Source organism: Streptomyces sp. NPDC005533 (genome assembly GCF_042871845.1).
Taxonomy (GTDB): domain Bacteria; phylum Actinomycetota; class Actinomycetes; order Streptomycetales; family Streptomycetaceae; genus Streptomyces.
This window is the reverse complement of sequence record NZ_JBIAJH010000028.1, coordinates 22,739-46,036: the sequence shown is the minus strand read 5'-3', so window position 1 is coordinate 46,036 and position 23,298 is coordinate 22,739. Positions and strand designations below refer to the sequence as shown.

General features: G+C 73.4%; 20 protein-coding genes, 1 tRNA gene and 1 pseudogene. 12 read left to right on the top strand and 10 right to left on the bottom strand.

Going from position 1 to position 23,298, the window contains the following annotated elements:
* The first annotated feature begins 50 nt into the window (after positions 1-50).
* The 5 genes and pseudogenes from gltB (at position 51) to ACFYP3_RS25705 (ending at position 8,801) form a co-directional block, all read left to right on the top strand.
* Positions 51-4,589 carry a glutamate synthase large subunit gene (gene gltB, locus ACFYP3_RS25725; protein ID WP_388836997.1) on the top strand — a complete coding sequence of 1,513 codons (4,539 nt, stop codon included), beginning with the start codon at positions 51-53 and terminating at the stop codon, positions 4,587-4,589.
* The gene (locus ACFYP3_RS25720) at positions 4,582-6,042 is read left to right on the top strand and encodes a glutamate synthase subunit beta (protein ID WP_388836883.1); all 1,461 of its coding nucleotides are present in this window, start codon (positions 4,582-4,584) and stop codon (positions 6,040-6,042) included. Before gltB ends, ACFYP3_RS25720 begins: the two co-directional genes overlap by 8 nt.
* A gap of 232 nt (positions 6,043-6,274) precedes the next feature.
* Positions 6,275-7,191: pseudogene (locus ACFYP3_RS25715) on the top strand (Scr1 family TA system antitoxin-like transcriptional regulator).
* The gene (locus ACFYP3_RS25710; RefSeq protein ID WP_388836880.1) at positions 7,178-7,345 is read left to right on the top strand and encodes a DUF397 domain-containing protein; all 168 of its coding nucleotides are present in this window, start codon (positions 7,178-7,180) and stop codon (positions 7,343-7,345) included. Before ACFYP3_RS25715 ends, ACFYP3_RS25710 begins: the two are co-directional and overlap by 14 nt.
* 166 nt (positions 7,346-7,511) lie before the next feature.
* On the top strand, positions 7,512-8,801 hold the full coding sequence (locus ACFYP3_RS25705) for a DUF1906 domain-containing protein (RefSeq protein WP_388836878.1): 1,290 nt from the start codon (positions 7,512-7,514) through the stop codon (positions 8,799-8,801).
* 25 nt (positions 8,802-8,826) lie between these two features.
* Here ACFYP3_RS25705 and ACFYP3_RS25700 read toward each other — a convergent pair whose 3' ends face one another.
* The 3 genes from ACFYP3_RS25700 to ACFYP3_RS25690 form a co-directional block, all read right to left on the bottom strand.
* A complete protein-coding gene (locus ACFYP3_RS25700; protein ID WP_388836875.1) occupies positions 8,827-9,381 on the bottom strand; it encodes a pyridoxamine 5'-phosphate oxidase family protein in 555 nt (184 codons plus the stop codon).
* 36 nt (positions 9,382-9,417) lie between these two features.
* A complete protein-coding gene (locus tag ACFYP3_RS25695; RefSeq protein WP_388836872.1) occupies positions 9,418-10,146 on the bottom strand; it encodes a VWA domain-containing protein in 729 nt (242 codons plus the stop codon).
* Between the two features lie 136 nt (positions 10,147-10,282).
* Positions 10,283-10,876: a helix-turn-helix transcriptional regulator gene (locus tag ACFYP3_RS25690; RefSeq protein WP_388836869.1), complete on the bottom strand. Its 594-nt coding sequence runs from the start codon at positions 10,874-10,876 to the stop codon at positions 10,283-10,285.
* Positions 10,877-10,983: 107 nt separating this feature from the next.
* Between ACFYP3_RS25690 and ACFYP3_RS25685 the strand changes: the two genes are divergently transcribed.
* The 3 genes from ACFYP3_RS25685 to ACFYP3_RS25675 are packed head-to-tail and all read left to right on the top strand — an operon-like array spanning position 10,984 to position 13,760.
* Positions 10,984-12,105: an LLM class flavin-dependent oxidoreductase gene (locus tag ACFYP3_RS25685; RefSeq protein WP_388836866.1), complete on the top strand. Its 1,122-nt coding sequence runs from the start codon at positions 10,984-10,986 to the stop codon at positions 12,103-12,105.
* Positions 12,106-12,108: 3 nt separating this feature from the next.
* Complete coding sequence (locus tag ACFYP3_RS25680) at positions 12,109-12,840, top strand: glucose 1-dehydrogenase (protein WP_388836864.1); 732 nt, start codon at positions 12,109-12,111, stop codon at positions 12,838-12,840.
* Positions 12,837-13,760, top strand: coding sequence for an alpha/beta hydrolase (locus ACFYP3_RS25675; protein WP_388836861.1), 924 nt, complete (start codon positions 12,837-12,839; stop codon positions 13,758-13,760). The genes ACFYP3_RS25680 and ACFYP3_RS25675 overlap by 4 nt, the downstream gene beginning before the upstream one ends.
* 5 nt (positions 13,761-13,765) lie before the next feature.
* Here ACFYP3_RS25675 and ACFYP3_RS25670 read toward each other — a convergent pair.
* A tRNA-Ala gene (locus ACFYP3_RS25670) sits at positions 13,766-13,836 on the bottom strand.
* Between the two features lie 71 nt (positions 13,837-13,907).
* Here ACFYP3_RS25670 and ACFYP3_RS25665 point away from each other — a divergent pair.
* On the top strand, positions 13,908-14,459 hold the full coding sequence (locus ACFYP3_RS25665) for a hypothetical protein (protein ID WP_388836858.1): 552 nt from the start codon (positions 13,908-13,910) through the stop codon (positions 14,457-14,459).
* Positions 14,460-14,488: 29 nt separating this feature from the next.
* Positions 14,489-15,220 carry a class I SAM-dependent methyltransferase gene (locus ACFYP3_RS25660; RefSeq protein WP_388836855.1) on the top strand — a complete coding sequence of 244 codons (732 nt, stop codon included), beginning with the start codon at positions 14,489-14,491 and terminating at the stop codon, positions 15,218-15,220.
* A gap of 540 nt (positions 15,221-15,760) precedes the next feature.
* On the opposite strand, the gene ACFYP3_RS25655 is transcribed toward ACFYP3_RS25660, so the two are convergent.
* The 3 genes from ACFYP3_RS25655 to ACFYP3_RS25645 all read right to left on the bottom strand — a co-directional run bounded on the left by ACFYP3_RS25655 (position 15,761) and on the right by ACFYP3_RS25645 (position 18,542).
* Positions 15,761-17,107, bottom strand: coding sequence for a carboxyl transferase domain-containing protein (locus ACFYP3_RS25655; RefSeq protein ID WP_388836852.1), 1,347 nt, complete (start codon positions 17,105-17,107; stop codon positions 15,761-15,763).
* A 9-nt stretch (positions 17,108-17,116) separates the two neighbouring features.
* Positions 17,117-17,758, bottom strand: a complete 642-nt coding sequence (locus tag ACFYP3_RS25650) for a hypothetical protein (RefSeq protein WP_388836849.1) — start codon at positions 17,756-17,758, stop codon at positions 17,117-17,119.
* Between the two features lie 88 nt (positions 17,759-17,846).
* Positions 17,847-18,542, bottom strand: coding sequence for a LysE family transporter (locus ACFYP3_RS25645; RefSeq protein ID WP_388836846.1), 696 nt, complete (start codon positions 18,540-18,542; stop codon positions 17,847-17,849).
* Between the two features lie 69 nt (positions 18,543-18,611).
* Between ACFYP3_RS25645 and ACFYP3_RS25640 the strand changes: the two genes are divergently transcribed.
* Entirely contained in the window at positions 18,612-19,046 is a 435-nt protein-coding gene (locus tag ACFYP3_RS25640) for an Lrp/AsnC family transcriptional regulator (protein ID WP_388836843.1), read from the top strand.
* An 82-nt stretch (positions 19,047-19,128) separates the two neighbouring features.
* Here the strand turns inward: ACFYP3_RS25640 and ACFYP3_RS25635 are convergent, their stop codons facing one another.
* Both ACFYP3_RS25635 and ACFYP3_RS25630 read right to left on the bottom strand, forming a co-directional pair.
* Positions 19,129-20,703 (bottom strand): GAF domain-containing protein, encoded by a 1,575-nt coding sequence (locus tag ACFYP3_RS25635; protein WP_388836841.1) that lies wholly within the window; start codon positions 20,701-20,703, stop codon positions 19,129-19,131.
* The gene (locus tag ACFYP3_RS25630) at positions 20,700-21,737 is read right to left on the bottom strand and encodes a rod shape-determining protein (RefSeq protein ID WP_214935983.1); all 1,038 of its coding nucleotides are present in this window, start codon (positions 21,735-21,737) and stop codon (positions 20,700-20,702) included. Before ACFYP3_RS25630 ends, ACFYP3_RS25635 begins: the two co-directional genes overlap by 4 nt.
* Positions 21,738-21,948: 211 nt before the next feature.
* Here ACFYP3_RS25630 and ACFYP3_RS25625 point away from each other — a divergent pair, with 211 nt between their 5' ends.
* Entirely contained in the window at positions 21,949-22,659 is a 711-nt protein-coding gene (locus tag ACFYP3_RS25625; RefSeq protein WP_388836837.1) for an esterase/lipase family protein, read from the top strand.
* A 4-nt stretch (positions 22,660-22,663) separates the two neighbouring features.
* On the opposite strand, the gene ACFYP3_RS25620 is transcribed toward ACFYP3_RS25625, so the two are convergent.
* Positions 22,664-23,257: a hypothetical protein gene (locus ACFYP3_RS25620; protein ID WP_388836834.1), complete on the bottom strand. Its 594-nt coding sequence runs from the start codon at positions 23,255-23,257 to the stop codon at positions 22,664-22,666.
* Between the last annotated feature and the right edge of the window lie 41 nt (positions 23,258-23,298).

The following is a 23,298-nucleotide window of genomic DNA, read 5'->3' as shown; positions in this document are numbered from 1 at the left end:
CCGCATCCACGCACTCCGCGACCGGCCTCAGCACCACCGCCTGGTCGCCCATGGACGGTCGCCCCGCCCAGCAGGGCATGTACGACCCGCGCAACGAGAAGGACGCCTGTGGCGTCGGATTCGTGGCGAACCTCACCGGCGAGGCCACCCACACCCTCGTTGAGCAGGCCCTGACCGTATTGCGGAACCTCGAGCACCGCGGCGCCACCGGCTCCGAGCCGGACTCCGGCGACGGCGCCGGAATCCTCTCCCAGGTGCCGGACGCGTTCCTGCGCGAGGTGGCCGGCTTCGAGCTCCCCGAGGCCGGCGCGTACGCCGTCGGCATCGCCTTCCTCCCCGCCGACGGCCCCGCACAGGCCGTCGCCGTGGAGCAGATCGAGGCCATCGCCGCTCAGGAGAACCTCACGGTCCTCGGCTGGCGCGAGGTCCCGGTCACCCCGGACCTGCTCGGCAACGGCGCCCGCGCCACCATGCCCGCCTTCAGCCAGCTGTTCGTCTCCAACGGTTCGACGGGCATCGAGCTGGACCGCAAGGCGTTCGTCCTGCGCAAGCGCGCCGAGCGCGAGGCCGGGGTCTACTTCCCGTCGCTCTCCGCCCGCACCATCGTCTACAAGGGCATGCTGACCACCGGCCAGCTGGAGCCCTTCTTCCCCGACCTCTCCGACCGTCGCTTCGCCTCGACGCTCGCCCTGGTCCACTCGCGGTTCTCCACGAACACCTTCCCGTCCTGGCCGCTCGCCCACCCGTACCGCTTCGTCGCCCACAACGGTGAGATCAACACGGTCAAGGGCAACCGGAACTGGATGAAGGCCCGCGAGTCCCAGCTGGCCTCCGAGGCCTTCGGCGACGGCGTGCTGGACCGGATCTTCCCGATCTGCACCCCGGACGCCTCCGACTCGGCCTCCTTCGACGAGGTCCTGGAGCTGCTCCACCTCGGCGGCCGCTCCCTCCCGCACAGCGTGCTGATGATGATCCCGGAGGCGTGGGAGAACCACACCTCCATGGACCCGGCCCGCCGCGCGTTCTACAAGTACCACTCCACGCAGATGGAGCCCTGGGACGGCCCGGCCTGCGTCACCTTCACCGACGGCACCCAGGTCGGCGCGGTCCTCGACCGCAACGGTCTGCGCCCCGGCCGCTACTGGGTCACCGACGACGGCCTCGTCGTCCTCGGCTCCGAGGTCGGCGTCCTCGACATCGACCCGGCCAAGGTCGTCCGCAAGGGCCGCCTGCAGCCCGGCAAGATGTTCCTCGTCGACACCGCCCAGAAGCGGATCATCGAGGACGACGAGATCAAGAACGAGCTGGCCGCCGCCGCCCCCTACGCGGAGTGGCTGGAGACCGGCGAGATCGAGCTGTCGGACCTGCCCGAGCGCGAGCACATCGTGCACACCCACGCCTCGGTCACCCGCCGCCAGCAGACCTTCGGCTACACCGAGGAAGAGCTGCGCGTCATCCTCGCGCCGATGGCCCGTACCGCCGGCGAGCCGCTGGGCTCCATGGGCACGGACTCCCCGATCGCGGCCCTGTCCGAGCGCCCCCGGCTGCTCTTCGACTACTTCACGCAGCTCTTCGCGCAGGTCACCAACCCGCCGCTGGACGCCATCCGCGAGGAGCTCGTCACCTCGCTGCTGTCCTCGCTCGGCCCGCAGGGCAACCTGCTGGAGTCGACCGCCGCGTCCTGCCGCAGCGTCACCCTGCCCTTCCCGGTGATCGACAACGACGAGCTGGCCAAGCTCATCCACATCAACGCCGACGGCGACATGCCGGGCATGAAGGCCGCCACGCTCTCCGGCCTCTACCGGGTCTCCGGCGGCGGCGAGGCGCTGGCCGCGCGGATCGAGGAGATCCGGGGCGAGGTCGACGCGGCCATCGCGAACGGCGCGCACCTCATCGTCCTCTCGGACCGCCACTCGGACGCCGAGCACGCGCCGATCCCGTCGCTGCTGCTCACCTCCGCCGTGCACCACCACCTCATCGCCACCAAGCAGCGCACCCAGGTGGGCCTGCTGGTCGAGGCCGGTGACGTCCGCGAGGTCCACCACGTCGCGCTGCTGATCGGCTACGGCGCCGCCGCGGTCAACCCGTACCTGGCCATGGAGTCCGTCGAGGACCTCCTGCGCGCCGGTACCTTCCTGTCCGGCCTGGAGCCGGAGCAGGCCATCAAGAACCTGATCTACGCGCTCGGCAAGGGCGTCCTGAAGGTCATGTCCAAGATGGGCATCTCCACCGTCGCCTCCTACCGCGGCGCCCAGGTCTTCGAGGCCGTCGGCCTCAACGAGGACTTCGTCGGCACCTACTTCGCGGGCACCGCCACGAAGATCGGCGGCGCCGGCCTGGACGTCATCGCCAAGGAGGTGGCCGCCCGCCACGCCAAGGCGTACCCCGTCTCCGGCATCGCGGCCACGCACCGCGCGCTGGAGATCGGCGGCGAGTACCAGTGGCGCCGCGAGGGCGAGCCGCACCTGTTCGACCCGGAGACGGTCTTCCGCCTCCAGCACGCCACCCGCAACCGCCGGTACGACATCTTCCGGCAGTACACGGACCGCGTGAACGAGCAGTCCGAGCGCCTCATGACGCTCCGCGGCCTCTTCGGCTTCAAGAGCGACCGCCCGTCGATCTCCATCGACGAGGTCGAGCCGGTCTCCGAGATCGTCAAGCGCTTCTCCACCGGCGCCATGTCGTACGGCTCCATCTCCAAGGAGGCGCACGAGACCCTCGCCATCGCCATGAACCAGCTGGGCGCCAAGTCCAACACCGGTGAGGGCGGCGAGGACCCGGACCGCCTGTACGACCCGGCGCGGCGTTCGTCGATCAAGCAGGTCGCCTCCGGCCGCTTCGGCGTCACCTCCGAGTACCTGGTCAACGCGGACGACATCCAGATCAAGATGGCGCAGGGTGCCAAGCCCGGCGAGGGCGGCCAGCTGCCCGGCCACAAGGTCTACCCGTGGGTCGCCAAGACGCGTCACTCGACGCCCGGCGTCGGCCTGATCTCCCCGCCGCCGCACCACGACATCTACTCCATCGAGGACCTGGCCCAGCTGATCCACGACCTCAAGAACGCCAACCCGGTCGCCCGCATCCACGTGAAGCTGGTCTCCGAGGTCGGCGTGGGCACGGTCGCCGCGGGTGTCTCCAAGGCGCACGCGGACGTCGTCCTCATCTCCGGCCACGACGGCGGTACGGGCGCCTCCCCGCTCACCTCGCTCAAGCACGCGGGCGGCCCCTGGGAGCTCGGCCTCGCCGAGACCCAGCAGACCCTGCTGCTCAACGGGCTGCGCGACCGCATCGTCGTCCAGACGGACGGTCAGCTCAAGACCGGCCGCGACGTGGTCATCGCCGCGCTGCTCGGCGCCGAGGAGTTCGGTTTCGCGACCGCGCCGCTCGTCGTCTCCGGCTGCGTCATGATGCGCGTCTGCCACCTGGACACCTGCCCCGTCGGCATCGCCACGCAGAACCCGGTCCTGCGCGAGCGCTTCTCCGGCAAGCCCGAGTTCGTCGTCAACTTCTTCGAGTTCATCGCGGAGGAGGTGCGCGAGCTCCTCGCCGAGCTGGGCTTCCGCACCATCGAGGAGGCCGTCGGCCACGCCGAGCTGCTCGACACGACGAAGGCCGTCACGCACTGGAAGGCGCAGGGTCTCGACCTGGAGCCCCTCTTCTACGTGCCGGAGCTGCCCGAGGGCGCGGTCCGCCACGCCCTGATCGAGCAGGACCACGGTCTGGAGAAGGCCCTCGACAACGAGCTCGTCGAGCTCGCCGCCGACGCGCTGAACGCCGACTCCGCCGAGAGCGCCCAGCCGGTCCGCGCCCAGGTCGCGATCCGCAACATCAACCGGACCGTCGGCACCATGCTCGGCCACCACGTCACCAAGAAGTTCGGTGGCGCGGGTCTGCCCGACAACACGATCGACCTGACCTTCACCGGTTCCGCCGGCCAGTCCTTCGGCGCCTTCGTGCCGAAGGGCATCACCCTCCGCCTGGAGGGCGACGCCAACGACTACGTCGGCAAGGGCCTCTCCGGCGGCCGGATCGTGGTCCGCCCGGACCGCGGCGCCGACCACCTCGCCGAGTACTCCACCATCGCCGGCAACACCATCGGCTACGGAGCCACCGGCGGCGAGATGTTCCTGCGCGGCCGTACCGGCGAGCGCTTCTGCGTCCGCAACTCCGGCGCCCTGGTCGTCTCGGAGGGCGTGGGCGACCACGGCTGCGAGTACATGACCGGCGGCACCGCGGTCGTCCTCGGCGAGACCGGCCGCAACTTCGCGGCCGGCATGTCGGGCGGCGTCGCGTACGTCGTCGACCTCGACCCGAACAACGTCAACGTCGGCAACGCGGACGCGGTGGAGGCCCTGTCCGACACCGACAAGCAGTGGCTGCACGATGTGGTGCGCCGCCACGAGGAGGAGACCGGCTCTACCGTGGCCGCGAAGCTCCTGGCCGACTGGTCCGTCTCGGCGGACCGCTTCAGCAAGATCATCCCCACCACGTACAAGGCAGTGCTCGCCGCCAAGGACGCCGCTGAGCTCGCCGGACTCTCGGAATCCGAGACCACGGAGAAGATGATGGAGGCGGCGACCCATGGCTGACCCGAAGGGCTTCCTCACCACCCAGCGCGAGACCGCCTGCACCCGTCCTGTCGCCGACCGGCTGAAGGACTGGAACGAGGTCTACGTTCCGGGCTCGCTGCTCCCGATCATCAGCAAGCAGGCCGGCCGCTGCATGGACTGCGGCATCCCGTTCTGTCACAACGGCTGCCCGCTCGGGAACCTGATCCCCGAGTGGAACGACTTCGCGTACCGCGACGACTGGGCGGCGGCGAGCGAGCGCCTGCACGCCACGAACAACTTCCCGGAGTTCACGGGCCGCCTGTGCCCCGCTCCGTGCGAGTCGGCGTGCGTGCTGGGCATCAACCAGCCCGCCGTCACGATCAAGAACGTCGAAGTCTCGATCATCGACAAGGCCTGGGACAACGGCGACGTCACCCCGCAGCCGCCGGAGCGCCTCTCCGGCAAGACGGCCGCCGTCATCGGCTCCGGCCCGGCGGGTCTCGCCGCGGCCCAGCAGCTGACCCGGGCCGGTCACACCGTGGTGGTGTACGAGCGCGCCGACCGCGTCGGCGGCCTGCTGCGCTACGGCATCCCCGAGTTCAAGATGGAGAAGGTGCACATCAACCGCCGCATCGAGCAGATGCGCGCGGAGGGCACCAAGTTCCGTACCGGCATCGAGGTCGGCCGCGACATCACCGCCACCGACCTGCGCAAGCGGTTCGACGCGGTGGTCATCGCCGCGGGCGCCACGGTCTCCCGCGACCTCCCGGTCCCCGGCCGCGAGCTGAACGGCATCCACTTCGCGATGGAGTACCTGCCGCTCGCGAACAAGGTGCAGGAGGGCGACTTCATGGCGCCCCCCATCACCGCCGAGGGCAAGCACGTGGTCGTCATCGGCGGCGGCGACACCGGCGCGGACTGCGTGGGCACCGCCCACCGCCAGGGCGCGGCCTCGGTCACGCAGCTGGAGATCATGCCGAAGCCGTCCGAGGACCGCCCCACCGGGCAGCCCTGGCCGACGTTCCCCATGCTGTACAAGGTCACCTCGGCGCACGAGGAGGGCGGCGAGCGGGTCTACTCCGTCTCGACCACCCACTTCGAGGGCGACGAGGACGGCAACGTCCAGGCGCTGCACCTGGTCGAGGTCGAGTTCAAGGACGGCAAGCTGGAGCAGAAGCCGGGCACCGAGCGGGTCCTCCCGGCCCAGCTGGTCACCCTGGCGATGGGCTTCACGGGCACGGACCAGGCCAACGGCCTCGTCGACCAGTTCGGCCTGGAGCTCGACGCCCGCGGCAACATCGAGCGCGACGCCTCCTACGCGACCAACGTCGACGGCGTCTTCGTCGCCGGCGACGCGGGCCGCGGCCAGTCGCTCATCGTCTGGGCCATCGCGGAGGGCCGCTCGGCCGCCCGCGGCGTGGACCGCTTCCTGACCGGCACCAGCGCCCTCCCGTACCCGGTCAAGCCGACGGACCGCTCGCTGACCGTGTAGCCCCTTCCCGACGCCGTGCTCGCACCGCTCGGCCGCAGGCGGCCTCCCGGGCTTCGCCCGGCTGCGCCGACCTCCGACCGTCGGTGCGGGGCCCGGGGCACCGCAGTACCCCCGCCCTCCGTGGCGGGACCCCTCATACGGTCCGTACAACGGCGTACGGAACTCCCGACACAGCGCCCGCCATGTCCCCGACCAGGGATGGCGGGCGCTGTGGCGTTGTGCAGCCCTATCGATGCGTTCTGCTGAACCGGCGAGGCGGCGAGGCCTACCCTCTTCCGCGGAGCGAGTGCACTGCGGATGCGGGGAGTTGGCCATGGCCAAGGCGAAAGGCGAGGGCGCGGCGCAGACGCCGGAGGAGTTCGCCCGCGAGGAACTCCGGCGCAGCCGTGAGGCCGCCGGGCTGACTCAGGAGCGGCTGGGCGACCGGATCTTCGCCACCGGTTCGCACGTCGGACAGATGGAGAACGGGCAGCGCCGGCTGCGTCCGGAGATCGCCGCGCACATCGACAAGGCGCTGGACACCGGGGATTACTTCACGCGCCTCTCCAGGGCGTTCAAGTCCAAGCAGGTTGAGGACTTCGCCGTCGTGGCCGAGCTGGAAAGTCGGGCGACAGCCCTGTACGAGTACGGCTCCACCCTGGTTCCCGGGTTGCTCCAGACGGAGGACTACGCCCGGGCCGTGATCCGGGGTGCCAACCCCACCGCGCTCGCCGAGTACGTCGAGGCCCTGGTCGCCTCCCGTTCGGAGCGCGCACGACTCCTTGGTGCTCCGTCGACCCCCGAACTGTCGGCATCCTGCACGAGGCGGTGTTGCGGACGGTGGTCGGTGGACCCGGCGTGATGGCCGCCCAGTTGCGGCACATTTCCTCGTACGTCCGCGCCCATCGGATCACCGTGCAGGTGGTTCCGTTCTCGGCCGGAGCGCAGGGCGCCCTGGGTTCGTTGGTCCGCATCATGCAGTTCGCCGACGCGGCCGACGTGGTGTACACGGAAGGGCCCAGCGTGGGGCAGTTGTTCGACGATGCGGCTCTGGTCCGCCGCCACTGGCGGCACTTCGACCTGGCCAGGGTGGCCGCTTCGTCGTGGGAAGCGTCCCTGGCGATGATCGAGTCGGTGGCGGCGGAATACGCCGCCCGTGCGCAGACCTGAACGGCTCGCGGCCCGGCGGCTTCGCAGAGGTGCCGACGGCCTTCCCGGTGTCGTCCCCGTCCGCGACAGCAAGCTCGCGGGCGCCGGTCCCGTCCTCGCGTTCCGGGCTTCGGCTTGGGCCCCGTTCATCCAGGCCGTGAAGTACCGAGCCTGAGCTCGCACGACGGGGCCGAGCCCGGTTCGCTCGTGCGGGTGATGCGGGCGGTGCCCCGGCCGCGCGAGCCCCGCAAGATCCGCAGGAGACGGTCTAGGCCGGACGGTCCATCTGCACGCCACGGAGGTGCAGTTGAGGGGCTTCTCGTCTGGTAACCATCTCCAGCATGGCCCCCACCCGAACCCTGCTGAGCGGGCTGCTCGGCGCCGCCGCCCTGCTGCTGTCCGTGCAGTCCTCCGTAGCCGCCGACCGGCAGACCGTCGACTACCACGGGCTGCGGATCATCGTCCCCGCCGACTGGCGGGTCGTCGACCTCGACCGCGAACCCGCCGCCTGCCTCCGGCTCGACCTGCCCAGCCTGTACCTCGGCCACGCCGGCACCCAGAGCGAATGCGCCGGCCGGGCCGTCGTCAGCCGCGCCGACACCCTGCACCTCGAACCCCTCGACGGGGCACCCGAACGCGCCGACGTCCCCACCGTCACCGTCGAGACCGCCTCCGCCCTGCCCGCGGTCCCCCACCCCTCCGCCAGCAACGAACTGCGCTACGCCCTGCTCCGGCCCGGGGTCATGGCCACCGTGTCCTACGGGGACGCGCCCGACGCCGTACGCAGGGTCCTCACCCGGGCGCGCGCCCTGAGCGCCGGCCCGGGCGCGGCCACCCCCGACCCCCGGCCCGCGACGCCCGCCGTCGCCCCCGTGCGCCACGGCGTACAGGAGGCCCTCAAGGGCGAGGGCTTCGACGCCTGCACCGCCCCGACGCAGCGGGCGATGGACACCTGGCGGGCCGATTCCCCCTTCCGCGCGATCGGCATCTACATCGGGGGCCGCGCCCGGGCCTGCGCCCAGCCCCGGCTCACGGCCCGCTGGGTCGGGCGGCAGGCCGCCGCGGGCTGGCACCTGATGCCGATCTGGGTGGGGCCGCAGCCCTGGAACAGCTCCAGCACCGGCCTGTCCACCGACCCCTCCGAGGCCGACGGGCAGGGCCGGGAGGCCGCCGAGGGCGCGGTGGACGCCGCACGGTCCCTCGGCATGCCCGAGGGCACCGTGCTCTACAACGACCTGGAGAACTACACGGACCGCGCCACCTGGGACGCCCCGGTCGTCGCCTACCTCACCGCCTGGACGGAGCGGCTGCACGAGCTGGGCTTCCGCTCCGCCGCCTACGTCTCGGTGAGCTCCGGGGTGAAGGCGCTGAGCGCCCACTACCGCCAGGCCCCGCAGGCCATGCCGGACGTGCTGTGGGCCGCCCGCTGGAACCTCTCGGCCTCCGTCGGCGACGCCGACATGGGCCTGCCGGCGGGCACGGCCCGGTGGGCCGGCCCGCGCCGGGCCCACCAGTTCCGCGGTGACCACAGCGCCACCTACGGCGGGGTCACCCTCACCATCGACCGCAGTTGGGTGGACGTGGACCCGGCCGCCCTCGGCCCGGTCGGCGGCCTGCCCCCGCTCAGCTAGGCGGAGGCGGCCCGGGCCCGGCCGCTCAGCCGGCCGCGCCGCCCGGTGCCGGCTCGTCCGGTGTCGGCGCGCCCGGCTCCGGGTCCTCGCGCGGCGGCTCGTCGTCGTTGCCCCGGCGTACCGTGTGCACGCCGCGCGCCGGGGTCCACGACCGCAGCACCAGCTCATCGCCCTCCACGCCGATGTGGACGACCTCCGCCAGGTCGGCGTAGAAGAGGTGGAACGGGTGCGGGGTCTCCGTCTCCTCCGCGTACCGGTGCAGCTCGGGCGGGTCCACCAGCTCCACCGCCCGCCCCGAGACCCGTACGTCCCCGTCGGGCATCTCCTCGCCCGCGCCCGGATTGGTGTGCAGGGCGAAGCGCGGGTCGTGCTGGAGGTCCCTGGCCTTCATCGACCCCGCCATCATGCCGAGCCACAGCTCACCGCCGCGGATGTCGACGTTCAGCCCGGACACCCGGGGGGAGCCGTCCTTGCGGAGGGTGGCCAGGACATGGTGCGGGTACTGCGCGAAGCGCGCCTGGACGGCCGCCGCGAACTCCGGCTCCGCCTTCTCGAAGACTGCCCAGCTGGTGTGCGTCATACGTCCATGAAAGCGCGTGGCCGGGGCGGTCCCGGGTCAGGCGCGCACGATGCCCGCGCCGCGCGCCGCCGCCAGCCAGACCGGGAACTCCCCGACCAGGCGGTCGTACAGTTCCGCGTCCGGGACGGTCCGCGGATCGAGGCCCGCGTGGAAGTAACCGGCGTTGTCCACCACGCGCCGCGACGGGACGGGCAGGTCGTCCAGCCGGCGGAGGAAGTCGAACTGGCTGCTGCGCGTGTTGCCGAAGCCGACGAACTGCCAGAACAGCGGCAGCGGGGCCGCCTTGCACAGGTACTTCTCCGCCGCGAGCTTGTTGATCGGCCCGCCGTCGGTCTGGAAGACGACGAGGGCCGGCCGCGTGGACCCGGAGTCCAGGTAGTGGTCGATCACCGCGTCCATCGCGGCGTGGTAGGCGGTCTTGCCCATGTGGCCCAGACGGGAGGCGATCTCGGTGACCTTCCCCTCGTGCCCGGTCAGGGAGATCTCCTCCACCGCGTCGACCTCCGTGGAGAAGAAGACCACCGGTACGCGGCCGTCGTCGTCCAGGTGCGCGGAGAGTCCCAGTACCCGGTCGGCGAGGGCCTGCACGCTGCCGTCCTCGTAGTACGGGCGCATCGACCCGGAGTAGTCCAGCACCAGGTAGACCGCGGCGCGCCCGCCCTCCAGGCCGTACTTGCGCAGGGAGACCCCGGCGCTCTTGTAGAGGCTCACGAGGGCCGGAGCCGTCTCCTCGACCTTGCGGAGGTTGATCGCACTGCCCGTCATGGGGTGAGGGTACGGCAGAGCGCCCCGCCCTCACCCGGGTCTGTGAGTGATCCGGCGCCGGCCCGCACCGTCCGGGCGGCCGGATCGGAGGCTTCCCCGACGTCCGTGGACCTGAAGTCCGCGTCCGCCGGCGCTCCTACGGCAGCTTGCCGGGCTTCCCCGGCCCGTCGAGCTCGTCGATGTCCTCCAGCATCCTCGCCGCCAGGTCGCGCTCGGAGGCGTAGTACCGCTCCGCCCACTTGAGGGTGAGCGCCGGGTACGCCCACGCCGCCTCGTCCTGCGCGCCCTCCACGTCGGCCACCGCGCGCCGGCGCATCTGCTCCGCGAACTCCTGCTGCCGTAGCAGGAGTTCGCGCATCTGCTCCGGCTCCAGCAGGTGGCCCAGCCACAGCCGCAGCATCGGCCCGTGCTTGAGGACGGGCGGATCGACGGGGGCCTCGCGGGCCCACTCCCGGACGGCCGTCATGCCCTCGTCGGTGATCCGGTACACCCGCTTGTCACGGGTCCCGGTGTCCTGGGCGACCATCCGCGAGGAGGCGTAGCCGGCCTTCTCCAGGCGCTTGAGCTCGCTGTAGATCTGACTGAACGACGGGCTCCAGTAGAAGAACCGCAGCGACCGGTCCGACCACTTCTTCAGGTCGTAGCCGGAGAGCTCCTCCCCGAAGGAGAGCAGCCCGAGCACCGCCCAGCTGGTCGCGGGGAGCGCGCGCCTGTTCGTCTCGTCTGCCACGCAGCGCAGTCTACGACCGGTCCTCACGGCACCCTTCCGCCTGCGAGATATGACTGCTAGAAGTATTTCTATTAGCCATACACCGCACTCGAATCCGCGGAGGCCCCGTGAAGTTCTCGATGATCTTCGAGGCGCAGCTCGTCGACCCGACCCCGGAACGCGAACGCCAGGTCATCCACGACTGCGTCGAACAGGCCGTCTTCGCCGAGGAGATGGGATTCGACCGCGTCTGGGCGGTCGAGCACCACTCCCTCACCGGGTACGCGCACATGAGCGCCTCCGAGGTGTTCCTGACCTGGGTGGCCGCCCGCACCCGGCGGATCCGCATCGGCCACGGCGTCGTCACCCTGCCCTTCGGCTACCAGCACCCGGTGCGCGTCGCCGAGCGCGCCGCCATGCTCGACGTGCTCTCCGGCGGCCGCGTCGACATCGGTGCGGGCCGCGGGGCCACCCGCCAGGAGATGTCCATGTACGGGGTACGGTCCGAGGACACCTACCCGCAGATGGAGGAGGCGCTGCGGATCTTCTCCGCCGCCTGGCGGAAGCCGGAGTTCGAATGGCACGGCTCCCTCGACATCGGGCCGGGCGCGATCCTGCCCCGCCCCGTCCAGGACCCGCACCCGCCGCTCTTCATGGCCTGCTCCCGGCACGACACGCTCAAGCTGGCCGCCGAACTCGGCATCGGCGCCCTCGTGATGGGCTTCGCCGGCGCCGACGACGTACGCGCCATGCGCAAGGTCTACGACGAGGCCATCGCCACGCGCACCGGCGAGCGCCTGGTGTCGTCCGAGGTCAACGACCACCTGTCCGCCCTCTGCCCGACCATCGTCCTCGACGACGCCGAGCGGGCCCTGCGGCTCGGCACCCGCGGGCAGCGCTTCTTCGCGGAGTCCATCGCGCACTGGTACGGCAACGGCCCCGTGCCCACCGGCTACGCGGAGGAGGACGACCACGTCGGCGCGCTGGCCAAGCGCCGCGAGGAACTCGTCGCCCGCCTGCACGAGGCGAACATCCCGGCCCGCCCGGTGGACACGGGCCCCTACAACGCCGACCACGCGTACGGCAGCGCCGAGACCGCCATCGCCTACGTCGAGCAGCTGCGCGAGATCGGCGTCGACGAGGTGATGTGCCTGATCCAGATGGGCACGGTGCCGCAGGAGGCGTGCATGGAGACCATCCGCCAGTGGGGCGAGAAGGTCATCCCGCACTTCCGCGCGCTGGAGGGCTGAGCCGTGGGTGTCTCCCTGGAAGGGAAGGTCGTCGTGGTCACCGGCGCCGGGCGCGGCCAGGGCGCCGCCGGGGCCCGGCTGTTCGCGGAGGCGGGCGCGCGGGTGGTCGTCACGGACGTGCGCGAGGACGAGGGCCGGACGGTGGCCGCGGAACTCGGCGACCAGGGTCTGTACGTCCGCCACGACGTGGCCGACGCGGCGAGCTGGGCGACGGTGGTCAGGGAGGCGGTGCGTGCCTTCGGCACCGTATCGGCCCTGGTCAACAACGCGGCCCTGTGGCGCACGGCCCACGTGGAGCGGCAGCGGCTCGACGACTTCGAGGCGCTGCTGCGGGTCAACCTGCTGGGGCCGTTCCTCGGCATCCAGGCCGTGGCCCCGGTGCTGCGGGCGGGCGGGGGCGGCTCCGTCGTCAACATCTCCTCCACCGCCGGACTGGTCGGGATACCGGGCCACGCGGCCTACGGGTCGACCAAGTTCGGGCTGCGCGGACTGACCCGGTCGGCGGCCCTCGACCTGGCCGGGGACCGGATCAGGGTCAACTCGGTGCACCCGGGGGCCATCGACACCCCGATGGTGGCCGAGGCGGTGGCGGGCCGGGACTGGTCGCACCTGCCGTTGGGGCGGATGGGCCGGCCGGAGGAGGTCGGGGAGCTCGTCCTCTTCCTCTGCTCGGACGCGTCCTCGTACGTGACGGGCGCGGAGTTCACCGTGGACGGCGGGATGACGACGGCATGAGCGAGGAGTTCGAGCGGGGCGACGGCGTCGGCGACCCCCTGTCGCCGGCGGCCCGGCTGCTGTGCGACGCGATGACGGCGGGCTTCCCCGGGCCGGGCGACACGGCGGCCCTGCGTGCGGCGGCGGCGGTGTCCGACCGCCGGGGCCCGGCCGTGGCCTCGGTGTCCGACGCGGTCGCGGGCGGGGTCCCGGTCCGCATCTACGATCCCGCGCCGGGCGCCCGCGAGCGCCCGCTGGTCGTCTTCCTCCACGGCGGCGGCTGGGTGATGTGCGGCCTGGACAGCCACGACGCGACGTGCCGCACGCTCGCGGTGGCCTCGGGCGCGGTGGTCGTCTCCGTGGACTACCGGCTCGCCCCGGAGCACCCCTGGCCGGCAGCCGTGGACGACGCGCTCACCGTCCTGCTGTGGGCCCGCCAGGAGGCGACCGCACTCGGCTGCGACCCGGGCCGGGTGGTGGTCGCGGGGGACTCCAGCGGCGGCAACCTCGCCGCGGTGACCGCGCTGCGCGCGCCCGAACTCCTCGCGGGACAGCTGCTGTGCTATCCGCCGCTGGACGCCTCCATGAGCCGCGCCTCGGTGGAGACGTACGCGGAGGGCTACTTCCACACCGCCGCCCACATGGCCTGGTACTGGGACGAGTACGGCGCAGACCCGCGGCATCCGCACGCGTCACCGCTGTGCGCCCCCGACCTCGCGGGCCTTCCGCCCGCGCGGCTCGTCCTCGCGGCCTGCGACGTGCTGCGCGACGAGGGCCTCGCCTACGCCCGCCGGCTCGCGGCGGCCGGCGTCGACTGCACGGTCCAGCTCCACCCCGGCGTCTTCCACGGGTTCCTGGGACTGCCGCTGCCGGCCGCGCGGGACGCCCTCGCGGAGGCGGCGGCCTGGCTGGCGGCCACCCCCCGGCGAGGGGGCGCATAGGGGGGCGGGGCGGCCGGATTCGAACCGGCGTCCTCCTCCATGCTGTGTAGGCGCACTACCTCTGTGCTACGACCCCACCCTTGCCCCGGATCCTACGGGCGGGTGGGGGCGCAACGCACCGGAGTTTCCCCGGGGCATGATGTGTCCATGGCTGAACTGATACGGAGGCTGGTCGGGGCGATCCTGCGCAACGGCCTCCTCCTGGCAGCGGAGTTCGGTGCCGTCCTGCTGCTGCGGGGGCCCGAGTGGGCCTGGGTCCCGGTCCTGCTGGCCGTCTTCGTCCTCGGCGCGGCCGTCCCCCACGGCACCGGCGCGGAGTTCGTCGCCCGCACCGCGGTCGCGCTGTTCGCGGTGGGGATCGTCGTCCTCGCCGGGATCACCTGGGACCGGCACACCCTCCACGAACGCGGCCGGGAGGAGACGGCGGTCGTCACCTCGCGCACGATGGTGGAGGACGGCTCCGGCTACGCCCCGTCCCTGCGCCTGCGGACGGAGTCGGGCCGCGAGCTGCCCGGACCGGTCACCCTGGACCTGCCGGTCGGAGCCCGGCTGACCGTGACGACGGACCCGGACGGCCCGTCCTGGTCCCTGGGCGAACGCCCCGGCCGCCCCCTCTGGCAGGCGGCCGGCACCGCGGCGCTGCTCCTGCTCCAGAGCGCCACCCTCGGCGTCCTGTGCCTGCGCCGCCCCCGCACCTGAGTTCGTCTCCGGTACCCAAGAATGGACGCATGACGACACGCGCCCGTTCCTTCGATTCCGCAGCGGCCCTGTACGCCGCGAACCGGCCGGGTTACCCGCCGGCCCTGTTCGACGCCTTGGAGGAGCTCGCCGGCCGGCCGCTCGCCGGGGCGCGCGTGGCCGACGTCGGGGCCGGGACCGGGATCGCCACCGCGGTGCTGCACGAGCGCGGGGCGGAGGTCGTCGCCGTGGAGCCGGGGGACGGGATGGCCGCGGAGTTCCGGCGGGCGAACCCCTCGATCCCGCTCGTGCGCGGGGACGGGGACCGGCTGCCGCTGGCGAGCGGCGCGTTCGACCTCCTCGCCTACGCCCAGGCCTGGCACTGGACCGACCCGGCCCGCTCCGTCCCCGAGGCCCGCCGGGTGCTGCGGCCGGGCGGGGCGCTCGCCGTCTGGTGGAACGACACGGACGCGGGCGTGCCGTGGATCGCCGCGCAGGAGGAGCGGCTGCGCGTCTTCTTCCGGGCCGCCGCGGGCGTGAACGGCTTCCGCACCCTGCCGCAGGGGCTGGGCGCGTTCACCACCCGTACCGTGCGGTGGTCCCGGCGCGTCACGCTCGACGCCCACCTCGCCAATCTCGCCAGCCACTCGGCGTTCCTGATCCTCGGCGAAGCCGGCACCCGCGAGTACGTCGCGGCGGAGCGGGAGCAGTTGACGCGGCTCTTCCCGGACGGCGCGGTCGAGGAGCGGTACGTAGTGACCCTCGCCGTCGCCCGCCCCTGACCCCGCGCGGCCGACTCCCTCCCCGCGCCTCAATCGCCGGCGAGGCCGAATCGGCGCGGCGCCGCTGGCCGGTGCGGCTCACTGATCGGGGCTCCGCCCCGCACCCCGCGCCTCAAACGCCGGCGGGGCTGAGTTTGTGCGGCGGAGGCCAGAGCCGTGCGGCTCAAAGATCGGGGCTCCGCCCCGGACCCCGCTCCTCAAACGCCGGAGGGGCTGAATTGGCGCGGCGAAGCTGGAGGGTGCGGCTTACAGATCGGGGCTCCGCCCCGGACCCCGCGCCTCAAACGCCGGCGGGGCTGAACTGGTGCGGCCCGGGGGCTGCCGGGTCGGTTGGGGTGGGGGTGGGTGTGTGTCGGGGTGATCCCCGCAGGGTGCCGAACGCACTGCCGCCGAGGTGTCCGACCTGTCGTCACGTTCGGCGCCCGAGGAGACGCCCCGGCGCGCGCCCGCCCCCACCCCAACCGGCCCAAGCGGCGCAGCCAAAGGGCGCCCGCCCCCACCCCGTCCCCGCCCAAGCGGCGCAGCCACCCGGCAGGTTGGCTAGGCCCGCTTCTTGGTGACCATGCCGCGGGCGACGCCCAGGGATACCAGGTCCTGGGGGCGGATGTGGAGCTGGTCCGCGGTGGTGGGGGCGGCCGACGGGGGGCGCTTGAGGATGGCCGCCGCCAGTTCCGGGGCGATGACCGAGAAGTAGCTGTCCGGGGTGACCCAGGTGTTGCCCGGCGCGGCCAGCGCGAGGGCGCCGCCCGAGCCGCCCTCGCCGATCAGCAGGGTGGTGACCGGGACGGAGGCGCCCGCCAGCGCGGCGAAGGTGTCGGCGATGGCCGCGCCCGCGCCCGCGTGTTCGGCGGCGGCGTCGTTGGCCGCGCCCGGGGTGTCCACCAGGGTCAGCACGGGGATGCCGAGCCGGTCCGCGAGGCGGATGACGCGGGCCGCCGTACGGTAGCCCGCCGGGCGGGTGGCGGTGCCGCACTGGGCGGCGTAGGCCACGGCCCGGCCCTCCCGCAGCCCGAATCCGCACAGCATGCCGGGGTCGGTGCCGCCGGCCCGGTCCCCGGAGAGGGGCAGGCGGAGCTCGAAGTACGCGTCCAGGTACGCCCGTGCGTGCGGGCGGTTCGGGTGCCGGGCCTGGCGGACCGCGTCCCAGCCGGTGTCCGGCGGCGCCGTGTCGGCCAGCGCGGCCGGCGGCTCGACGGGTCCGGCCGGGCGGGGCGCGGCCAGCACGCGCAGCCAGTCGGCGAGCGCGCCGGGCAGCTCGGCGGCGGACACCACGGCGTCCACGTGCCCGTGGGCGTACTGCGCCTCGGCGCAGTACGCCGCCGGATCCGCGTCCGCCGGGCGCACCCGGGAGCCGGCGAAGCCGACCTGCGCCCCGGGGAGCGCGAGGACCACGTCGGCCCCGGCCCCGAGCGTGGCCCAGCCGCCGCCGGTGGTGGGATCGCGCAGGACGGCCAGCTGGGGGAGGCCCGCCGCGCGGGTCAGGACGCTCTGCCGGGCCACGCGCTGGAGCTGGGTCAGCGCGAGCATGCCCTCCTGCATGCGGGAGCCGCCGGTGGCGATGAGCGAGACGAGGGGGAGGCGGTGCTCGCGGGCGTGGGCGTACGCGGCTTCGAGCCGGTCTCCGGTGCGTTCGCCGAGGGACCCGCCGAGGAAGCCGAACTCGAAGGAGATGACGGTGGCTTCGCGGCCGCCGACGCGGGCGGTGCCGACGACGACGGACTCGTCCTCGCCCGTACGGGCGGCGGCGCGGGCGCGGGAGTCGTCGTAACCGGTCCAGGCCAGGGGCCCGTCGGCGGGGGACTCCCGCCGGGGGACGGGGAGTTCGGCGAAGCTGCCGGGGTCGGTCACGGAGGCGAGGGCCGCGCGGGCCGAGAGGCGGGTCGTCACGGGGTCACCCTAGGGGGTGTCCCCGTGCGGGGTCCGGGCGGTGCGCGGGGGCAGGGGGGCGTCCAGGGGGCGGGCCGGGGGGACGAGCGCCGCGGCGAAGAGGAGGGCGGCGAGCGGCAGCAGGTCGAGGCTGACGGCCGCGGTGACGGTGCCCAGCACCACCATGACGGGACGCCAGGGGCTGACGCGACGCCGGACGGCGGCCTGGACCAGGAGCCAGACGAGGCCGACGTAGAAGAGCAGCGGGCCGACGGTGTAGACGGCCGGCAGCACCCCCGGGTGGCTCTGGACCTGCTCGAAGAGCCGTTCCATGCCCGGCCGGTCGGCGGCGCGGAAACCGACGGCGAGGTCGATGGCGGCCTGGACGACGACCGCCAGCGTGCCGGCGAGGCCGAGCAGGGTGGCGGCGGACGCGCTCAGCCGGCCCGCCCCGGTGGTGGGTCCGGCCGTCCGGCGCAGGGCCGGGAAGACCAGGGCGAACAGCGCCACGCCGACGAGGAGTGCGATGTGGCCCGTGGTCCAGGCGGGGCCGGGGCCGTGGTCGGGGTCGCCGAGCCTGATGAGCCCGTAGGCCAGCATGCACAGGGGTGCGGCGACGAAGGCGGCTCGGGTGACGGTCGTACGGCGGTGTCCCTGCGCTGGATTGGTCATGCACCGATCATGTTCGGCGGGGCGCCGGGCCGTATCCGGCATCACCCCGACGGCACCCCGAGGCGTCCCCCGGTGTTCCCCGACCGCCTCACCCGAGGGACGGGAGGGGGAAGGCGATCTTCAGGGCGTAGGCGGCGACCAGGCCGTAGCCGAGGCGGAAGGTCCAGACGCGGGCGGTGGCGGAGATCCGGTTGCCGGCGAGCGCGCCGAGCACGACGAGGGCCTGCTGCCACAGGAGCGAGGCGGCGCCGACGCCTAGGAGGAAGGCGGCTCCGGACGGGCCGGTGCGGAGGGCGGCGCCCTGGGCGGTGGTGAGGGCGGCGAAGTAGAGGGCGGTGGTGGGGTTGAGGGCGGTCAGGCCGATGTAGCGCGCGAAGGCCGTTGCCGCGGGGCGCGTACCGGTGCGGGTTTCCGGGCCGGGTGCGGGGCCGTCGACGCGGGTCCGCACCGGGCCCCGCACCTCCGGCGCCGGCGGGGCCGGGGCGGGCAGCGGGCGGGCCGACCGGGTGAGGCCGTGGGCCGCGAGGGTCAGGAGGACGGCGGCGGAGACCAGGCGGACCCAGGCTTCGACGGGGGAGACGTGGGAGGCAACCCAGGGGCCGACGGCCGTGGCCAGGGCCGCGTAGCCGAGGTCGACCACCGCGATGCCCGCGGCCGCGGCCACCGCCGTCCGGCGGCGGCGCATGGCCTCCTGGAGCAGCAGGACGCTCATCGCCCCCATCGGCATCGCCACGCCCAGGCCCGCGGCCGCTCCCGCCAGGGCCGGTGTCATCAGTTCGTTCATACGGCGAGGGTCGGGCCCGGCACCCGGCGGATGTGCGCGCATACCGGCCTCGACTGCGAGAATCGCGGTATGGACCGCCTGGACAGGGAAATCCTCGGCATCCTCCAGGAGGATGCGCGGATCTCGTACCGGGACCTCGGTGTCCGCGTCGGCCTCAGCGCCAACGCCACCGCGGACCGGGTGCGCAGGATGCGCCGCGAGGGGGTGATCCGCGGGTTCACCGTCGTGGTGGATCCGGCCGCCGACACCTCCGGCGGGCTCGTCGTCTTCATCGACGTCACCCTGCGCCAGGACACCACCAACGAGGAGTTCGAGCGGAAGGTCGCCACGCTCCCCGGGATCACCGAGGCCGTGCACGTGACCGGTGAGCACGACTACCTCCTGCGGGCCCGGGCCGCCGACCCCGCCGCCCTCGACGGGCTGCTGCGCCGGCTGAAACGGGAGGCGGGCGTGGCCCAGTCCAACACCCGGCTCGCCCTCCGCGCCGCCAACCGCCCGGCCTGAGGCGGATGCGCGGACCGTGCCGTGACCGGAGCGGTCGGCGCGGTGCGCTGTTCGGCGGCCGCGGCCGCCGGGTCCCGGCCTCCTACAGCGCCGACTCCCACGTCGCCGACGTACCCCGCGCGCCCGACTCCGTGCGGCCGTCGTCCGCCACCGTCAGGCGGACGCGGGACGGGGTCGCGTCGACCGTCACCTGGATCGAGGTGACCCCGCTGCGCCGGTGCGCCGCGGCGAGGGCGGTACGCAGGGCGGCCAGCAGATCGCCCGCGACCGGCTCCGGCAGCAGGGTGTCCACCGCCCCCGTGAAGTGCACCGACGGCTGGAAGCCGAGCAGGACGGCCGCCCCGCCCGTCTCGCGCAGGACCCGCCCCCGGAAGGTCGTCGGGGCGTCGGTCGGCGGCTGCTGGAGGGCGAAGATGGCCGTGCGGACCTCCTGGATGGTGGAGTCCAGTTCGTCGACGGCGCGGCTGAGCTCGTCGCCGACCGTGTCTCCGGAGGGGGCGTTCGCGGCGCGCCGCCGGGTGCTCTCCAGCATCATCTCGGTCGCGAACAGCCGCTGGACCACCAGGTCGTGCAGGTCCCGCGCGATCCGGTCGCGGTCCTCGTACACGGCGAGCTGCTCCCGGTCGTGCTGGGCGTCCGCGAGGACGAGGGCCAGCGCGGCCTGGGAGGCGAACTGCGAGGCGAGCAGCCGGTCCACCGCGTCGTACGGGGGGCCGCCCCGGGCGCGCGGCAGGGCCAGGGTGCCGATGAGCTGGCCGCCGCTCTGGAGGGGCAGCATCATGCTCGGGCCGAAACGTTCCCGCACGTGCGTGGTCATCCGCGGGTCCGTCGCCGAGTCCTCTATGAAGACCGGCTCGCCGCCGAGGAGTTGCGTGAGGACCGGGCTGCCGGGGGCGATCGCGGTGCCGACCAGGTCGCCGGGGTCCCCGTGGGTGGAGGCGGCGACGATCTCCATGCCGCCCTCGGCGGTCGGCTGGAGCACTACGCCGGCCGCGGCGTCCGCGAGCAGCCGGGCCCGTTCGGCCACGCACCTCAGGGCGTCGGCCGCCGGGCGGCCGGCGAGCAGGGTCGTGGTCACGGCGGCGGCGCCGTCGATCCAGCGCTCCCGGCGGCGCGCGGTCTCGTACAGCCGGGCGTTGCCGATCGCTATGCCGGCCTGTGAGGCCAGGACGCGTACCAGGGCGAGGTCGTCGTCGGTGAACGGCCCGCCGCCGCGCTTCTCGGTGAGGTAGAGGTTGCCGAAGACCTCCGTGTGCACCCGGATCGGGACACCGAGGAAGGTGCGCATGGGCGGGTGGCCCGGTGGGAATCCGGCGGCCCGCGGGTCCTGGGTGAGGTCGTCCAGCACGAGGGGGCGCGGGTCGTCGACGAGGACGCCGAGCAGACCGGAGCGCCCGTCCGGGAGGTGGGGGATCGCGGCCCGCTCCGCCTCGGTCAGCCCGGCCGTGAACAGCCCGGTCAGCCGGGCGCGCTCGGGGTCGACGACCCCGAGCGCGCCGTACCGCGCAGAGCAGAGCTCGGCGGCCGAGTCCACGATGTGCTGGAGGGTGGCGTGCAGTTCCGGTTCGGATCCGACGCTGAGGACGGCCTCCAGGAGCACCGGGAGGCTCGCCCCCTCGTCGGCGGGCTCCCCGTCGGGCTGCCCGGAGCGGGTCATTCGGCCAGCGGGTTGAGGACCATGGGGGCGATCTTCCCTTCGAGCATCGCGCCGAGACCGAGTACGGCGCACACGTCCGGCCGTTCCGCGATGGCGACGGGCATTCCGGTGGCGTCCCGCAGCATCTGGTCCAGGCCCGGCAGCAGGGCGCTGCCGCCCACCATCATGATCCCCCGGTCCGTCAGGTCGGCGACCAGGTCCGGCGGGCAGTCCCGCAGCACCTTGCCGATGCCGTCGAGGACGGCGGTCAGCGGGGTGTGGATGGCGTCCCGCACCGCCGCGGTGTCCACGTGGACGGAGCGGGCCAGTCCGGTGGCCACGTCGCGGCCGTGGATGAGGGTGGAGGCCGGCCCCTCGGAGGTGATGCCGTTCCCGTGCAGGGCCAGTTGGAGCGGCCGGACAGCCTGGCTGGGCAGCATCAGCTCGTGTGCGTGCCGAAGGTGCTGGACGACCGCGTGGTCGATGGCCTCGCCACCGACCGGGATCCGTTCGGCGGTCACGATCGAGCCGAGGGAGAGGACGGCGACCTGGGTGGCCGCGGCCCCGCACACCATGATCATCGTCGCGGTCGGCTGCTCCACGGGCAGTCCGCAGCCGACGGCCGCGGCGATCAGGGTGTCGACCAGTTCGACGCGGCGGGCGCCGAGCCCGACGAGGGTCTCCACGGTGGCCCGCTGGGCCAGCGGGTCCGCGTCGTGCGGGGTGCAGGCGGCGGCCCGCAGCCGGGGCTTGCGGCGCAGGGCGCGCCGCAGCTTCTCGCCGAGGAGGTGACGCAGCATCCGCTGGGCCATCTCGATGTCGACGACGGTGCCGCCGGAGACGGGGCGCACGACCCGGATGTAGTCGGGAGTGCGGCCGGTCATCCGCTCGGCGAAGGTTCCGACGGCGATGAGTGCGCCGGTGCGCGTGTTGACCGCGGCGACACTGGGTTCGTCGACCACGAGGCCGGCGCCCTTGACGTACACGCGGGTCCTTGCCGCACCCAGGTCGACGGCGACGTGGCAACGGCGCAACTGCTCAAGACTGACGGTCACGGCAGATCCTCCCGAGAGCGCTGACGCAAGAGGACCGGCGGAAATGCCGGTCACATTTCATATCATCTCGGACATTTGGGTCTAACCGCCCGTTGGGCTGCTCCGGCCGGGGGTGCGCCGCGCCTGCATGGGGGTGGATTTCTGTACCGACAGGCAGCACCATGCCCGCACCGCACGCGCTACTCGCGCGTAACAAGGTAAGGGGGACTCGATGCTGACGGCCCGACAGAGACCGCTCGCGCTCCTGACGCTGTGCCTGGCGCTGTCGGCGCCCTTTCCGGCCCGTGCCGCCGACCGGGTCCCGGCCCCCGCCCCTGACCGGGCGTCATCGCGCCATCCGGTGATCTTCGTGCACGGCTACAACGCCGACCCGGGCGTCTGGGGAGCCCTGCGCGGGGACCTGCGCGCCGCCGGGTACGCCGACTCCGAGCTCTTCTCCTGGGGCTACGACACCCACCAGTCCGTCAACGAGGTCCTCGCCGGGCGGCTCGGCGCGTACGTCGACCAGGTCCGCCGGGACACCGGGGCCGCCCGCGTCGACGTCGTCGCGCACTCCTTCGGCTCGCTCGTGAGCCGCTGGTACGTGAAGTTCGGCGGCGGCACCACCACCGTGGACCACTGGGTCTCGCTGGCCGGCCCCAACCGCGGCACCTCCACCGCGTGGGCCTGCGCCCTGTGGGACCAGGCCTGCCGGGACATGACCCCCGGGTCGTACGTGGTGCGGAACCTGAACGGCGGGGACGAGACCCCGGGCGCGGTGAAGTACGCGACCTTCTGGTCCGACTGTGACGAAGTGGTCAACCCGGACGACAGCGTCCCGCTCACCGGGGCCGCCAACACACCCGTCGGCTGCCTCAAGCACAACGACCTGCTCGGCGACGACGGCACCTCCGCGGGCGTCCGCGCGTTCCTCGCCTCCTAGATCATCATCCGGAAGAGACGGCCCCGGCCCCGTCCGGCCCCCGGGGGCCGTCCACCGCGACCCGCTGGAGCAGGCCGTACGTGAACTCGGCCACGCACGGCCTGCCCCGCGCGGCGAAGGCGAGGCGCCAGCGGGTCGGGGCGGTGCCCTCCATCGGCCGGACCGGGGCGAAGGCCTGCGCCACCTCGTCCACCGTCGCCGACCAGGGCAGCAGGTCGTCCGGCGACTCCAGGACGGGCCCCGGCGCGCCGGGGGCGCGCACGAGCCACTCGTTCCACACCGCCCCGTCCGGCGCGGCCAGCACCTCGAAGCGCAGGTCGGGCCAGAGCGGCAGCGGCCACAGCAGGGCCTCGCACTCCAGGTCGCCGATCGTGCGGCGCTCGACGGACTCCGGCGGGCCGAGCACCGAGCGGTACCGGGCCAGGGCGCCCCGGGAGCGGGGCGATCTGACCATCGCCTGCCAGTGCTTGTTCGCCTCCCGCTGGTCCGCGAGGGAGGCGCCGAGCCGGCGGCGGGCCTCGTCGGCGAGTTCCGGCTGGAAATCCGACATCCGCCGCAACAGCACCAACTGGAAGGCGGCGGGACCGAAGGAAGTCATGGAAGGAACGATTCCACACAGGATCCTTACGTTCTCGGAAT

Excerpts from the sequence above, each read along its gene's own strand:
- ACFYP3_RS25650 (WP_388836849.1), bottom strand. The coding sequence starts at position 17,758 with ATGACCAATCCAGCGCAGGGACACCGCCGTACGACCGTCACCCGAGCC.
- ACFYP3_RS25695 (WP_388836872.1), bottom strand. The coding sequence starts at position 10,146 with ATGACGGGCAGTGCGATCAACCTCCGCAAGGTCGAGGAGACGGCTCCG.
- ACFYP3_RS25660 (WP_388836855.1), top strand. The coding sequence starts at position 14,489 with ATGACGACACGCGCCCGTTCCTTCGATTCCGCAGCGGCCCTGTACGCC.
- ACFYP3_RS25640 (WP_388836843.1), top strand. The coding sequence starts at position 18,612 with ATGGACCGCCTGGACAGGGAAATCCTCGGCATCCTCCAGGAGGATGCG.
- gltB (WP_388836997.1), top strand. The coding sequence starts at position 51 with ATGGACGGTCGCCCCGCCCAGCAGGGCATGTACGACCCGCGCAACGAG.
- ACFYP3_RS25635 (WP_388836841.1), bottom strand. The coding sequence starts at position 20,703 with ATGACCCGCTCCGGGCAGCCCGACGGGGAGCCCGCCGACGAGGGGGCG.
- ACFYP3_RS25705 (WP_388836878.1), top strand. The coding sequence starts at position 7,512 with ATGGCCCCCACCCGAACCCTGCTGAGCGGGCTGCTCGGCGCCGCCGCC.
- ACFYP3_RS25675 (WP_388836861.1), top strand. The coding sequence starts at position 12,837 with ATGAGCGAGGAGTTCGAGCGGGGCGACGGCGTCGGCGACCCCCTGTCG.
- ACFYP3_RS25720 (WP_388836883.1), top strand. The coding sequence starts at position 4,582 with ATGGCTGACCCGAAGGGCTTCCTCACCACCCAGCGCGAGACCGCCTGC.
- ACFYP3_RS25700 (WP_388836875.1), bottom strand. The coding sequence starts at position 9,381 with ATGACGCACACCAGCTGGGCAGTCTTCGAGAAGGCGGAGCCGGAGTTC.
- ACFYP3_RS25665 (WP_388836858.1), top strand. The coding sequence starts at position 13,908 with ATGGCTGAACTGATACGGAGGCTGGTCGGGGCGATCCTGCGCAACGGC.
- ACFYP3_RS25645 (WP_388836846.1), bottom strand. The coding sequence starts at position 18,542 with ATGAACGAACTGATGACACCGGCCCTGGCGGGAGCGGCCGCGGGCCTG.
- ACFYP3_RS25620 (WP_388836834.1), bottom strand. The coding sequence starts at position 23,257 with ATGACTTCCTTCGGTCCCGCCGCCTTCCAGTTGGTGCTGTTGCGGCGG.
- ACFYP3_RS25625 (WP_388836837.1), top strand. The coding sequence starts at position 21,949 with ATGCTGACGGCCCGACAGAGACCGCTCGCGCTCCTGACGCTGTGCCTG.